Source organism: Bradyrhizobium ontarionense, assembly GCF_021088345.1.
In the GTDB taxonomy this organism is placed as follows: domain Bacteria; phylum Pseudomonadota; class Alphaproteobacteria; order Rhizobiales; family Xanthobacteraceae; genus Bradyrhizobium; species Bradyrhizobium ontarionense.
Map to the genome: position 1 here is coordinate 6,335,671 of NZ_CP088156.1, position 12,233 is coordinate 6,347,903.

Genomic DNA, 12,233 nt, shown 5'->3' on the forward strand with positions numbered 1-12,233 from the left:
TTCTTCTGCGGTCTTGAGCATCGCCAAATGTTCGAGACACGCCAGGAAGGTCCCGCCATGCGCCACCACAATACTGTATTTCACGCGCTGCAGAAGCTTGTTCCGTGGAGGGATTTCGACCGGCTTGTGGAAACACATCGGGCGAACAAGCGCGTGCGCCGGCTCAGTACCCAGAACCAGTTTCTCGCTCTGCTTTATGGCCAACTGGCTCGCGCGGAGAGCCTGCGTGCCATTGAAGCGTCCTTCGAGAGCCACGCAGCGCGGCTCTATCACGTTGGCGCAAAGGAGGTTTCGCGTTCCACGCTGGCTGATGCCAATGCTCGGCGGCCCTATGAGGTCTTCACCGGGCTTCTGGCCGAGATGATGAAAAGCTGTGAACGGAAGCTGGCAGGTGAAGTCGCGGATGCGGTCTATCTGATCGATTCGACCAGATTTTCCCTGAACTCGCTCAGTGCCGACTGGGCCAAGTTCAGCCGCGGCATCAACTGCTTCAAGCTGCACATCGTCTATAATCCAGATACCGAGAATCCAACCTCGGCTGAGTTGACCGCGGGAAACGTCAACGACATCACCATGGCGAAGTCTCTTCCGATCCGCCTAGGCGCCACCTACGTCTTCGATCTTGGTTACTATGATTACGGCTGGTGGGCCGAGCTCAACAAGCAAGGGTGTCGTCTCGTTACCCGTCTCAAAGCCAATACCAAGCTCAGAAATGTGACCGAGAACAAGATCCCGAAAGACTCTTCCGTCCTGTCTGACCGTGTCGGCCTCCTGCCTGCGAGGCTCGCAGCGTCCCGAAAGAACCCGTTCCAGGATCCTGTCAGAGAGATCAGGATCTCTACGGAAACCGGAAAAATCCTGCGCATCGTCACCAATGATCTCGATGCATCGGCCGATGAAATCGCCGATCTCTATAAGCGCCGTTGGCAGATCGAGCTGTTCTTTCGCTGGGTCAAACATACGCTGAAGATCCGCCACTTTCTCGGAACCTCCGAGAACGCCATTCGCATCCAGATCGCCGTGGCGCTGATCGCTCATCTGTTGCTGCGCGCGACCCATAAGCTGCAAAACAGCGTCAAGAGCCTGCAGACGTTTACAGGTCTGATCACGCAAAACCTCATGCATCGCAAGCGGATCGATCGACTACTCGATCGGCCCCCGCCAGCCAGGCAAGATGACCGCCAGTTGAGCCTAAGTATATGCTAAAAACTAAACCGGACAGCCGTGGGACAAGCCCGGCCATGACGACGTGGAAACAGACGAACTTAACACGCAGAGCGCCATGTGCGATCACCCTGCCGCTTGCGGGGGGCGCAACGAGCTTCTCTCACTCCGGCACCGGCACGTCGAAGGTATTGAGCGTGACCGACACCATGCAATAGACGCCGATCAGATAGGACAACTCGGCGGCGCCATGTACGCCGAACTGTTCGACCGCGGCCTTGTAGGTCAGCTCCGGCAGCACCCCGCCATTGACCAGCGCCGAGGCAAAATCATAGGCGACGGCCTCCGGCCGGGTGAGATCGGCCGGCCGCTGGCCCGCGACGATGGTGGCGAGCTTCTCGTCCGACAGGCCGCGCTGCTCGGCGACGAGCACATGCGCATAGAGCTCATAGGCCGAGCGGAAATGCGCGCCGGTGACCAGGATCGCGACCTCGCGCACCGTCGGCGACAGCGACGGCTTGTCGACCATCGCCTTCACCAGCTCCCACACCGGCTTGCCGAATTTCGGCTCGCGCAGCCACGGATTCCACGGCCCGAGCAGCGCGCCGTCGTCGCGGATGTTGATGAAGCCCTTGAAGCTCGCCTGAATGCCTTGCTTCATGTCGGCGTAAAGCGGCTTCTGCTCGTCGTTCAATGCGTCCGGGCTGACGATGGGTAGGCGCATGATGGTCTCCTGTTGTGATGACCCAGGCTATGACAGCGGCGCAGCGGCGCAAATGACGTTCGGGTGACGATCCAGTGTCATGGCGGCAGACCTGATGAAGATGCAGGCAGACCGGGCTGGCGCGATCGCACGGACGTCTCGGGATCGAGGGGCGATCGCGAAGATTTTCATCGGCCCCCGCATTCGGGTGTGATTACATTCCTCCGCAAAGCCTCGCGCCGTCCCCTCGCAACTGAATCAAGAAGTGATGCGAATGCTCGCACGTCGAAGCGTTTTGAGCGGCGTCGCCGGTCTCATTTTCTCGTCTCCATCGCTCGCGCGAACGACCGCAGAGCTTCGCGTAGACGACTCGGAGGGCGGCGTAGCGTTGACCCGCTACGCGGCTGCCGGGGCCGGCAAGCGCCCCGGTGTTCTGATTCTCCACGGCGCGCGCGGTGTCGAGCTCAGGCGCCGCGCCTATGAGCGCTATGCCGATGCATTGGCGTCGGCCGGGACCGATGCCTACCTGGTCCGCTATTACAGCCCGGCGGACGATCGCGCGCTGGCGACGATCACCACGCGCGAGCAGCGGGTGGCCTACCAGACCGAGCGCTTCGATCGCTGGTTCGAGCGCGTGTCATCCGCCGCGACCGCGATCCTGGCGCAGCCGGAGAGTTCCGGGCGCGTCGGCCTGCTCGGCTTTTCGCTCGGGGGTTATGTCGCCGCCGGGACTGCGGCCCGCGACAACAGGTTTGCTGCGCTCGCGGTGCTGTATGGCGGGATGCCGGACAACGCCGCCTCTCGCGTGCGGCGTTTGCCGCCCCTGCTCGAACTTCATGGCGATGCGGATCAGAACGTGCCGTTGGCGCGGGGTGAGGCCTTGGTCAAGCTCGCGCGGGCGGTCGGGGCCCCGGCCGATCAGGTCATCTATCCCGGACGAGCCCATGGCTTCGATTTTTCGGACGATGATCCGATGGCGGCGGACGCCACCGATCGCGTCGTGCGCTTCTTCCGGACCCGGTTGCAGGCCGCGCGGGAATGACGCGAGAAGGATCTCAGGATCGCACCGGCGATCTCGGCTCCCGCTGCTCGGCGATCGCCTTGATCGCGCCGAGCATGCGCCGCCGTATCAGGCCGCTTGCGGGACGGATCACCAGCCAATAGGGCATGAACATCAGCAACGAAGTGCGGTCGGGGCAGTGCACGCGCGTCTCGGTGACGAGCCGCGTCAGCTCGCCCTCCGGCTCCGCCGTGAAGCCGAGCACGAGCTTCGGCGTGCGCGGCGCATTGAAGGCGATGAACGCCTCCGGGCTCGCGATGTGGACGAGGCCGAAATCGTTGCGCCAGAACTGTCCGATCAACCCGCCGACCATGGCGCGGTCGCCGTCGCGGCCGAGCGGGGTGAAGCTCTTCAGGCTGAACGGCTGCGGGGCCGGATGCCGCGACGGTGCCAGCGCATGCATCAGCCGCGCCGGCATCTGCCGCAGCGCCATCGCGACGCCCGAGAAGCGGTCGCGCGGCGGCTCCCAGCTCTGGATCAGGTCGAGCAACTCGGCGGGCGGGCAGCGCACCAGCGTTTCGTGGCGCTCGGAGAACTGGTAGTTCGGCAGGAAGCGGTCGATCAGGGACATGGGTTACCCGAATCTCGTATTTGTCCGCGGAGAGTTTTTGCCGTTGCGCCGTGAACAAAAATAGAACATTCTGTCTGTCGTTTCAGAACCGCGATCGCAAATCTTCCAGCGAGCGGCAGCGAGTAGCGTGGTCGGGAGGCTGAGGGGGCATCCGCAATCGTCGTGGCAAGTCCGCCTGAATCTGCCTCTCATGATTCTGCCAGGAGTGTGTAGGAATTCGCAGCGAAGCAGATTCGCAGTCCGCATTTCTAAAGGCGCCTCGACGCGCGGAGCAGTACTTCAAATAGCTTTCTCCCGAGTAGAATCGGAAAAGAGGGAAGTGTCGTGATGAAGCAATCCGACAAAATTGATCCTGCAGATGGTCTTGTCGTATCGGAAGTCGGGGAGTGGGCAGAAGAGAAGCATGCCCGGGTGAGACGATATATCGAGTTGGCGAGTGTTGCTCGCAAAGATTACCTGCCTCCGCCAGTTTGGCGGGCAGGAGCAAGCTACATTGAGCTGTTTTCTGGACCTGGACGCTCTCTGGTTAGGGATACGGATCGGATCATTGACGGAAGTCCTTTAGTCGCCTGCAAAGCAGCACAAGCGAATAAAACCCCCTTCACCGAGATGCATCTGAACGATATGGAGTCTGCAAACTCGGCGGCAGTGGGGCAAAGATTAAAAGCTATCGGTGGAAATCCGATTTGTTACAGCCGCCCAGCTATCGCTGCAGTTGATGACATCATTGCATCACTCAATCCAGGCGGTCTGCACTTCGCTTTTCTCGATCCGTTCAATTTGGAGGCTCTTTCGTTCGATCTAGTACGCAAATTATCGCAGCTGAAGAGAGTCGACATGCTCATCCACGTGAGCGTTCAAGATCTCCAGCGGAACAGCGACAAATACAGTGCGCCGGGAAGCAACGTGTTGGAGACATTTGCTCCAGGATGGCGGAAGGTGGTCGATCCTAGCCAGGCAAACAGACCGTTTCGTGCGGCGCTCATGGCTTATTGGATGCAGGAAATCGAAAAATTGGGAAAAGCGCCGGCCCGAGGGGTTGAGCTGGTCCGAGGTTCGAAGGATCAGCCCCTGTACTGGCTGGTGTTTGTCAGTGGACATCAGCTTGCGCAAAAATTCTGGGAAGCAATTCGGCGTGATCCTCGGGAGCAGAGGGAAATGGACTTTTAATGGCGGAAACTTCGATCGAGTGGACCGACGCGACGTGGAATCCGGTGGCGGGGTGTACTCTGCTTTCGCCCGGTTGCAGTAATTGCTACGCGATGCGCATGGCGGGACGGCTCCAGGCTATGGGGATGGAGAAATACCGTGGGCTGACGCGCAAGAGCGGGCATCGTGCCGTTTGGACTGGAAAGATCCGTCTAGATAGGTCTGTGCTGGATACGCCGACCAAGTGGATGAAGCCGCGCCGGATATTCGTCAATTCAATGTCTGATCTGTTTCATGATGCTGTGCCCGACTCGTTTGTGCGCGAAGTCTGGTCGGTGATGATGCGAACGCCCAGGCATACGTATCAGATATTGACCAAACGTCCCGAGCGGATGGTTGAGTTTACTGCGGCTTTGCCAGAGCTTGGCAACGTATGGCTCGGGACGAGCGTAGAGAGCGCGGACTATCTGAGTAGGATTGATGCATTGCGCGGCGTTAGGGCTACTGTTCGGTTTGTTTCATTTGAACCGCTGCTGGGGTCGGTGGCGAATGTCGACTTGAGTGGCATTCAGTGGGCGATTGTTGGCGGAGAGAGCGGGCCGCGAGCACGTCCAATGATGGAAGCATGGGTTGATCAGATCGAGGCCGCGTGCAGGATGTCTGGAACGGCGTTCTTCTTCAAGCAGTGGGGCGGTTCTCGTAAAAAGGCGGCTGGCCGAGTCTATCGCGACCAAATCTTTGATGAGATGCCGAGGGCAACGATCGCTTAGTAGTCGTCGGATGCTTTTCGCTAATCAGCCGCCGGCCGATATTTGCTCCGGTGATGTGGGATCAAAGACCTCGTTGATGCGCACGATAGTCGGCTTCTGAAGTACAGCGCGGATGTACCGTAGTCGCATACCCGCCATGCCCAAACTGCCCGTCGTGCCAGTTTGTCGCACACTTTCGGCTTGCACCGTCGGGCAAATCACCTTCACATTTCCGCCCGTCCCGCGCTCATCGAAGAGGGGCGCTTCGCGAGTCGTCACGAGCGTTGAATGTGGGATGCGATGGCCGGTGTGTCGCCAAGGCGCGTCAGCGCGAGATGGCTGGTGACATGTCGGACGGCGAAATCGTGTGGTCCTGGCCTCCCGACGCTGAGGCCAAGCTCGCTGGTGTGCTTCACGCGCATCGCGGGTGATGGGGGCAAGAAAGCCCGGTCCCCAGGGAGAGCGCGTATAAGTCGTAAAGCCATCGCGCAGGGAGGGCCGGGATGTCCCAGCCGAACCTGTGGTACCTGCCGCCTGCATTTCTTTCTGCAGGCGGGCCATGGGGGCGGCAGGCTCCCGGCCTTCCCTGCGCCCTCTATCGAGGAGGGCGGTGCTCACCGCAGAGCTCGGACGCAAAACGCGCCGCGAGGCTGGGGGCTCATGAACTGATGCTCTCATGAACTCATGCGCCGTGATCCGAGGCCTCTGCCCGAGCGCGTCGGAACCTTCGGCTGCGCGGGATTTTGATTCGGCCGCGACCACCGGCACGGGTAACACGGCATCAAAGCCTCGTGCGATACGCTCCCGGCGTCCCCTATCGTCAAAGGATCATCCGCGCATGACCACCATTGCAGACCAGATCGTCGAGACGCTCGAAATTGCCGGCGTCAAACGCATCTATGGCGTCGTCGGCGACAGCCTCAACGGCCTCACCGAGTCGCTGTGCGTCCGCAAGACGATCGACTGGGTCCATGTCCGCCATGAGGAGGTTGCGGCGTTCGCGGCCTCGGGCGAGTCGCAGATCACGGGGGCGCTCGCGGTCTGCGCCGGCTCCTGCGGCCCCGGCAACCTGCATCTGATCAACGGTCTCTACGATGCGCAGCGCAGCCGCACGCCGGTGGTGGCGATCGCGGCGCAGATCCCCTCGGCCGAGATCGGCGGCGGTTACTTCCAGGAGACGCATCCGCAGAACCTGTTCCGCGAATGCAGCGTCTATTGCGAGCTGGTCTCCGATCCCGCGCAGATGCCGTTCGTGCTGGAGAACGCGATCCGCGCCGCGACCGGCGAGCGCGGCGTGGCCGTGATCGTCATTCCCGGCGATGTCGCGCTGAAGCCGGCGCCGAAGCGCGCGCCGTCGCCGGGGCTGGGCCTGATGCCGCCGAAGCCGGTGGTGCGGCCGGCCGAGCCGGAGCTCGATGCGCTGGCGGAATTTCTCAACAAGGCGAGCCGCGTGACCTTGTTCTGCGGCCGCGGCTGTGCCGGCTCGCATGCCGAGCTGATGCGGCTCGCCGAGATCCTGCACAGCCCGATCGTGCACGCGCTCGGCGGCAAGGAGCATGTCGAGTACGACAATCCCTATGACGTCGGGCTGACCGGCTTCATCGGCTTCTCCTCCGGCTACGCCGCCATGCATAGCTGTGACGCGCTGGTGATGCTCGGCACGGATTTTCCCTACAAGCAGTTCATCCCTTCGGACGTCGGGATTGCGCAAGTCGACATCCGGCCGAGCCAGCTCGGCCGCCGCGCGCGGCTCGATGTCGGCGTGGTCGGCGACGTCGGCGAGACCTTGCGGGCGCTGTTGCCGAAGCTGACGGCGAAAACCGATCGGCGTCATCTCGACGACAACCTCGCGCGCTACGCGGCGGCGCGCAAAGGCCTCGACGATCTCGCGGTAGGCACGCCGGGCCGCCGACCGATCCACCCGCAATATCTGACGCGGCTCGTCAGCGAGAGGGCCGCCGACGATGCCGTGTTCACCTTCGATGTCGGCACGCCGACGATCTGGGCGGCGCGCTACATCGCGATGAACGGGCGCCGCCGCCTGATCGGCTCGCTGGTGCACGGCTCGATGGCCAATGCGATGGCGCAGGCGATCGGCATCCAGGCAGCGCAGGTGGGACGGCAGGTGATCTCGCTGTCGGGCGACGGCGGTTTTGCGATGCTGATGGGCGATCTCATCACCCTGAAGCAGGAGAAGCTGCCGGTGAAGGTCGTGATCTACAACAACGGCACGCTCGGCTTCGTCGCGCTGGAGATGAAGGCCTCGGGCTTCGTCGAGTACGGCACCGACCTGGAGAATCCGGATTTCGCCGCGATGGCCCGCGCGATGGGCATTCACGCGCGCCGCGTCGAGGACCCCGGCGAGTTGCCCGGCGCGGTCGCCGACTGGCTCGCGCATGACGGCCCCGCCGTGCTCGACGTCATCACCGCCAAGCAGGAGCTATCGATGCCGCCGACCATCGGGCTCGAGCAGGTCAAAGGCTTCAGCGTCTGGCTGATCCGCGCCGTCATGAGCGGCCGCGGCGACGAGGTGATCGATCTTGCGAAGGAGAATCTGTTGCCGCGGTGAGGCTGGCTGGGCGAGCTGACAGTGGGGCAATCTTGCAGTCGAGGCGTACGCCTCTTGCCACGACGACGGTGCACCTCTCCCGCTTGCGGGGGAGGTCGCATCGCATCTTCGATGCGATGCGGGTGGGGGGAGCCGCGAGCACTGCCGCTGGAGCTGCCCCCACCCCAACCCTCCCCCGCAAGCGCAGGGCTATCGCATATGACGATAATGGCCTCCCGCAACGAGGACAGCCGTCAATTAGTTACTCGTCATGCCCGGGCTCCGTCCCACGGCTGTCCGGTTTAGAATGAGTGGACAAGGCGCATGGCGTGGATTCTTCTGCGGTCTTGAGCATCGCCAAATGTTCGAGACACGCCAGGAAGGTCCCGCCATGCGCCACCACAATACTGTATTTCACGCGCTGCAGAAGCTTGTTCCGTGGAGGGATTTCGACCGGCTTGTGGAAACACATCGGGCGAACAAGCGCGTGCGCCGGCTCAGTACCCAGAACCAGTTTCTCGCTCTGCTTTATGGCCAACTGGCTCGCGCGGAGAGCCTGCGTGCCATTGAAGCGTCCTTCGAGAGCCACGCAGCGCGGCTCTATCACGTTGGCGCAAAGGAGGTTTCGCGTTCCACGCTGGCTGATGCCAATGCTCGGCGGCCCTATGAGGTCTTCACCGGGCTTCTGGCCGAGATGATGAAAAGCTGTGAACGGAAGCTGGCAGGTGAAGTCGCGGATGCGGTCTATCTGATCGATTCGACCAGATTTTCCCTGAACTCGCTCAGTGCCGACTGGGCCAAGTTCAGCCGCGGCATCAACTGCTTCAAGCTGCACATCGTCTATAATCCAGATACCGAGAATCCAACCTCGGCTGAGTTGACCGCGGGAAACGTCAACGACATCACCATGGCGAAGTCTCTTCCGATCCGCCTAGGCGCCACCTACGTCTTCGATCTTGGTTACTATGATTACGGCTGGTGGGCCGAGCTCAACAAGCAAGGGTGTCGTCTCGTTACCCGTCTCAAAGCCAATACCAAGCTCAGAAATGTGACCGAGAACAAGATCCTGAAAGACTCTTCCGTCCTGTCTGACCGTGTCGGCCTCCTGCCTGCGAGGCTCGCAGCGTCCCGAAAGAACCCGTTCCAGGATCCTGTCAGAGAGATCAGGATCTCTACGGAAACCGGAAAAATCCTGCGCATCGTCACCAATGATCTCGATGCATCGGCCGATGAAATCGCCGATCTCTATAAGCGCCGTTGGCAGATCGAGCTGTTCTTTCGCTGGGTCAAACATACGCTGAAGATCCGCCACTTTCTCGGAACCTCCGAGAACGCCATTCGCATCCAGATCGCCGTGGCGCTGATCGCTCATCTGTTGCTGCGCGCGACCCATAAGCTGCAAAACAGCGTCAAGAGCCTGCAGACGTTTACAGGTCTGATCACGCAAAACCTCATGCATCGCAAGCGGATCGATCGACTACTCGATCGGCCCCCGCCAGCCAGGCAAGATGACCGCCAGTTGAGCCTAAGTATATGCTAAAAACTAAACCGGACAGCCGTGGGCTCCGTCCCGGGCATCCACGTCTTTCCCGGCACTCCGAACGACGTGGATGGCCGGGACGGAGCCCGGCCATGACGGTGTGGAGGGAGCCGGCCACAAGCTTGGGTCCGCATATGCGATTGCCCCGCCCGTAAGCGGGGGAGGGAGCGCGCCGCGTGCTTGGCGGGCGCCGCGTTTAGAACTGCACGAGGATGTAACGTGAGGCGATCGGGGAGGTGGATGGTGCTGCCGGACAGGATTGAACTGTCGACCTCTCCCTTACCAAGGGAGTGCTCTACCACTGAGCTACGGCAGCAAAGGGACTCGCGGTTACAGGCCCGAAGGCCGCGACCAAGCGCGGGCGGTTCATGCCACAAGGTCCCCGCATGCGCAAGCGCGGCTCGCCCGGTTTTCGGGGAAAGACCTCGGCATGCCCCGTCGGAATGGCTGGAAAGACCTTCGAATCGGGTCGAAATCGCCCGCCCGGACAGCAATTCCCGGCCTTTGCCGTCGGGAGAACCGGAATGACGGCGGTCGTGGCCGCAACTCCCCATCCGGGCAGGCGACGCCGAACCAGGCGGAACTTACCGTCTGCGTCGTCAACGCCTCTTGGCTTTCGCGTCCATGGCCCCAATTGTGCCTGTGGTAAGGGATGACCGGGAGGAGGGCGATGACGGATCAGACCAGGACATCGGCGCCCGCGAAGGGCGGGCGCGGCGAGCGGCTCAAGCAGGCGCTGCGCGAGAACCTGAAGCGGCGCAAGGCGCAGAGTCGCGAGCGCGGCCAGGCGGCGGCGCCCGTCGAGAATGATGGCTTGGACGAGGCCCCGACCGGCGGCCCGGATGACGTGACACGTTGAGCAGATTGGAAGAGCGGGGACGATGATGACGGTCGATGACGGGATGGCGGCTGATTCGGCGGCACGGCGGGCGGAGCTGGCGAAGACGCTGCCGCGCTTCGAGCAGACCTTCCCTGAGCTCGCGGCGCAGGAGATCGCGCGTCTGCGCGGTTTTGGCGAGATCCGAACCTATCGCGACGGCGAGCTGCTGTTCGAGACCGGCAAGCCCGGCCCCGGCATGTTCGTGATCCTCAAGGGCCACGTCGCGATCACCCAGCGCGACGGCCTCGGCCATGTCACCCCGGTGATCGACCAGGGGCCGGGCCAGTTTCTGGCCGAGATCGCCCAGCTCTCGGGCCGGGTCGCGCTGGTCGATGGCCGCGCCGAGGGCGATGTCGAAGTCATCCTGATTCCCCCGGAGCGGTTGCGTGCGCTCCTGATCGCCGAGGCCGAGCTCGGCGAGCGCATCATGCGCGCGCTGATCCTGCGCCGGGTCAATCTGATCCAGGGCGGCGCCGGCGGCCCGGTCATGATCGGACCGCCGCAATCGGCGGCGATCGCACGGCTGCAGAGCTTCCTCACCCGCAACGGCTTTCCGCACCATCTGCTCGACCCCGCCGTCGATCATGACGCGGCCGAGCTGATCGCGCGCTATTCGCCGACGCCGGCCGAGCTGCCGCTGGTCGTGGTGTCCGACGGCAGCGTGCTGCGCAACCCCACCGAGACCGAGCTGGCGCGCGCCGTCGGCATGATCGGCGGCCGGCGCGGCGAGAGGATCTACGATGTCGCGGTCGTCGGCTGCGGTCCGGCCGGACTTGCCACCGCCGTCTATGGGGCCTCCGAGGGTCTCTCGGTCGCGGTGCTGGATTCGCGCGCCTTCGGCGGCCAGGCCGGCGCCAGTGCCCGCATCGAGAATTATTTCGGCTTTCCAACCGGCATCACCGGCCTCGCGCTGACCGCGCGCGCCTTCAACCAGGCGCAGAAATTCGGCGCCGACATCATGATTCCGGTATCGGTGACCGCGCTCGATTGCGAGCGCAAGAACGGCGCCTTCGTGCTGGCGCTCGATGGCGGCGACGAGGTGCGCGCGCGATCGGTCGTGGTCGCGAGCGGGGCGCTCTACCGGCGCCCGGATCTCGACCGGCTCAAGGAGTTCGAGGGCCGCGGCGTCTGGTACTGGGCCTCGCCGATCGAGGCGCGGCTGTGCGCGGGGCAGGAGGTCGCGCTGGTCGGCGGCGGCAATTCGGCCGGCCAGGCTGCGGTCTTTCTGTCCGGCCACGTCAAGAAGGTGCGCATGATCATCCGCGGCGGCGGGCTCGCCGCCTCGATGTCGCGCTATCTGATCGAGCGTATCGAGGCGACGCCGAACATCGAGCTCCTGTTCAACACCGAAGTGGTCGCGCTCGACGGCGGCGCCGATACAGGGCTCGAGCGCATCACGCTGAAGAGCCGGCTGTCGGCCGAGCAGACGCCGGCCGAGATCCGCAATCTGTTTCTGTTCGTGGGCGCCGATCCGGCCACCGGCTGGCTCGACGGCTGCGGCATCACGCGCGATCGCGCCGGTTTCGTCGTCACCGGCGCGCAATCCGAGCAGAACGCGGGGCGGATGGTGTCGCCGCTGGAGACCTCGGTGCCCGGCGTCTACGCCGTCGGTGATGTCAGGTCGGGCTCGGTCAAGCGCGTCGGCGGCGCCATCGGCGAGGGCGCCCAGGTGGTCGCCGCGCTGCACGGGTTCCTGGCCGATCCGCTGCTTCCGCCGGCCTGATTCGCGCCGCTCGCAATCGCCGCGGCGCCGCGGGCTGGAGAGTTCCGGGATGAATCCCGCGGCGATGCGACCTGCCGTTGCGAACCCATCAAATCGCCGTAATGTCGGTCCTGTTGCGCCAACCTTACCGAAATCTCCCGGCCAGC

The 12,233-nt window shown here is 63.1% G+C and carries 10 protein-coding genes and 1 tRNA gene; 8 read left to right on the plus strand and 3 right to left on the minus strand.

The annotated features are described in order from the left end of the window. The first annotated feature begins 57 nt into the window (after positions 1 to 57). The gene (locus LQG66_RS27870; protein ID WP_231327783.1) at positions 58 to 1,206 is read left to right on the plus strand and encodes an IS4 family transposase; all 1,149 of its coding nucleotides are present in this window, start codon (positions 58 to 60) and stop codon (positions 1,204 to 1,206) included. Between the two features lie 121 nt (positions 1,207 to 1,327). Here the strand turns inward: LQG66_RS27870 and LQG66_RS27875 are convergent, their stop codons facing one another. After that, positions 1,328 to 1,888 carry a carboxymuconolactone decarboxylase family protein gene (locus LQG66_RS27875; RefSeq protein WP_231318918.1) on the minus strand — a complete coding sequence of 187 codons (561 nt, stop codon included), beginning with the start codon at positions 1,886 to 1,888 and terminating at the stop codon, positions 1,328 to 1,330. A gap of 367 nt (positions 1,889 to 2,255) precedes the next feature. Between LQG66_RS27875 and LQG66_RS27880 the strand changes: the two genes are divergently transcribed. Further along, positions 2,256 to 2,909 carry a dienelactone hydrolase family protein gene (locus LQG66_RS27880; protein WP_231318919.1) on the plus strand — a complete coding sequence of 218 codons (654 nt, stop codon included), beginning with the start codon at positions 2,256 to 2,258 and terminating at the stop codon, positions 2,907 to 2,909. A 13-nt stretch (positions 2,910 to 2,922) separates the two neighbouring features. On the opposite strand, the gene LQG66_RS27885 is transcribed toward LQG66_RS27880, so the two are convergent. Continuing rightward, positions 2,923 to 3,498, minus strand: a complete 576-nt coding sequence (locus LQG66_RS27885) for a hypothetical protein (RefSeq protein WP_231318921.1) — start codon at positions 3,496 to 3,498, stop codon at positions 2,923 to 2,925. A gap of 327 nt (positions 3,499 to 3,825) precedes the next feature. Here LQG66_RS27885 and tcmP point away from each other — a divergent pair, with 327 nt between their 5' ends. From tcmP to LQG66_RS27905, 4 genes are all read left to right on the plus strand, one after another. Further along, positions 3,826 to 4,668: a three-Cys-motif partner protein TcmP gene (tcmP, locus tag LQG66_RS27890; protein WP_231318922.1), complete on the plus strand. Its 843-nt coding sequence runs from the start codon at positions 3,826 to 3,828 to the stop codon at positions 4,666 to 4,668. Then, positions 4,668 to 5,417 (plus strand): DUF5131 family protein, encoded by a 750-nt coding sequence (locus LQG66_RS27895; RefSeq protein WP_231318925.1) that lies wholly within the window; start codon positions 4,668 to 4,670, stop codon positions 5,415 to 5,417. The genes tcmP and LQG66_RS27895 overlap by 1 nt, the downstream gene beginning before the upstream one ends. A gap of 817 nt (positions 5,418 to 6,234) precedes the next feature. Beyond that, complete coding sequence (gene poxB / locus LQG66_RS27900; protein WP_231318926.1) at positions 6,235 to 7,965, plus strand: ubiquinone-dependent pyruvate dehydrogenase; 1,731 nt, start codon at positions 6,235 to 6,237, stop codon at positions 7,963 to 7,965. 370 nt (positions 7,966 to 8,335) lie between these two features. Next, positions 8,336 to 9,484, plus strand: a complete 1,149-nt coding sequence (locus tag LQG66_RS27905) for an IS4 family transposase (RefSeq protein WP_231327867.1) — start codon at positions 8,336 to 8,338, stop codon at positions 9,482 to 9,484. Between the two features lie 241 nt (positions 9,485 to 9,725). Here the strand turns inward: LQG66_RS27905 and LQG66_RS27910 are convergent. Further along, a tRNA-Thr gene (locus LQG66_RS27910) sits at positions 9,726 to 9,800 on the minus strand. A 354-nt stretch (positions 9,801 to 10,154) separates the two neighbouring features. On the opposite strand from LQG66_RS27910, the gene LQG66_RS27915 reads away from it, so the two are divergent. Together LQG66_RS27915 and LQG66_RS27920 are read left to right on the plus strand one after the other, a co-directional pair. Next, positions 10,155 to 10,343, plus strand: coding sequence for a hypothetical protein (locus LQG66_RS27915; protein ID WP_231318929.1), 189 nt, complete (start codon positions 10,155 to 10,157; stop codon positions 10,341 to 10,343). A 43-nt stretch (positions 10,344 to 10,386) separates the two neighbouring features. Then, complete coding sequence (locus tag LQG66_RS27920) at positions 10,387 to 12,087, plus strand: FAD-dependent oxidoreductase (protein WP_425601362.1); 1,701 nt, start codon at positions 10,387 to 10,389, stop codon at positions 12,085 to 12,087. Positions 12,088 to 12,233: the final 146 nt, after the last annotated feature.

Bases quoted from the DNA above. Each gene is read 5' to 3' on its own strand.
- LQG66_RS27870 (WP_231327783.1), top strand. From the start codon at position 58: ATGCGCCACCACAATACTGTATTTCACGCGCTGCAGAAGCTTGTTCCG.
- LQG66_RS27875 (WP_231318918.1), bottom strand. From the start codon at position 1,888: ATGCGCCTACCCATCGTCAGCCCGGACGCATTGAACGACGAGCAGAAG.
- LQG66_RS27885 (WP_231318921.1), bottom strand. From the start codon at position 3,498: ATGTCCCTGATCGACCGCTTCCTGCCGAACTACCAGTTCTCCGAGCGC.
- tcmP (WP_231318922.1), top strand. From the start codon at position 3,826: ATGAAGCAATCCGACAAAATTGATCCTGCAGATGGTCTTGTCGTATCG.
- LQG66_RS27895 (WP_231318925.1), top strand. From the start codon at position 4,668: ATGGCGGAAACTTCGATCGAGTGGACCGACGCGACGTGGAATCCGGTG.
- poxB (WP_231318926.1), top strand. From the start codon at position 6,235: ATGACCACCATTGCAGACCAGATCGTCGAGACGCTCGAAATTGCCGGC.
- LQG66_RS27905 (WP_231327867.1), top strand. From the start codon at position 8,336: ATGCGCCACCACAATACTGTATTTCACGCGCTGCAGAAGCTTGTTCCG.
- LQG66_RS27915 (WP_231318929.1), top strand. From the start codon at position 10,155: ATGACGGATCAGACCAGGACATCGGCGCCCGCGAAGGGCGGGCGCGGC.
- LQG66_RS27920 (WP_425601362.1), top strand. From the start codon at position 10,387: ATGGCGGCTGATTCGGCGGCACGGCGGGCGGAGCTGGCGAAGACGCTG.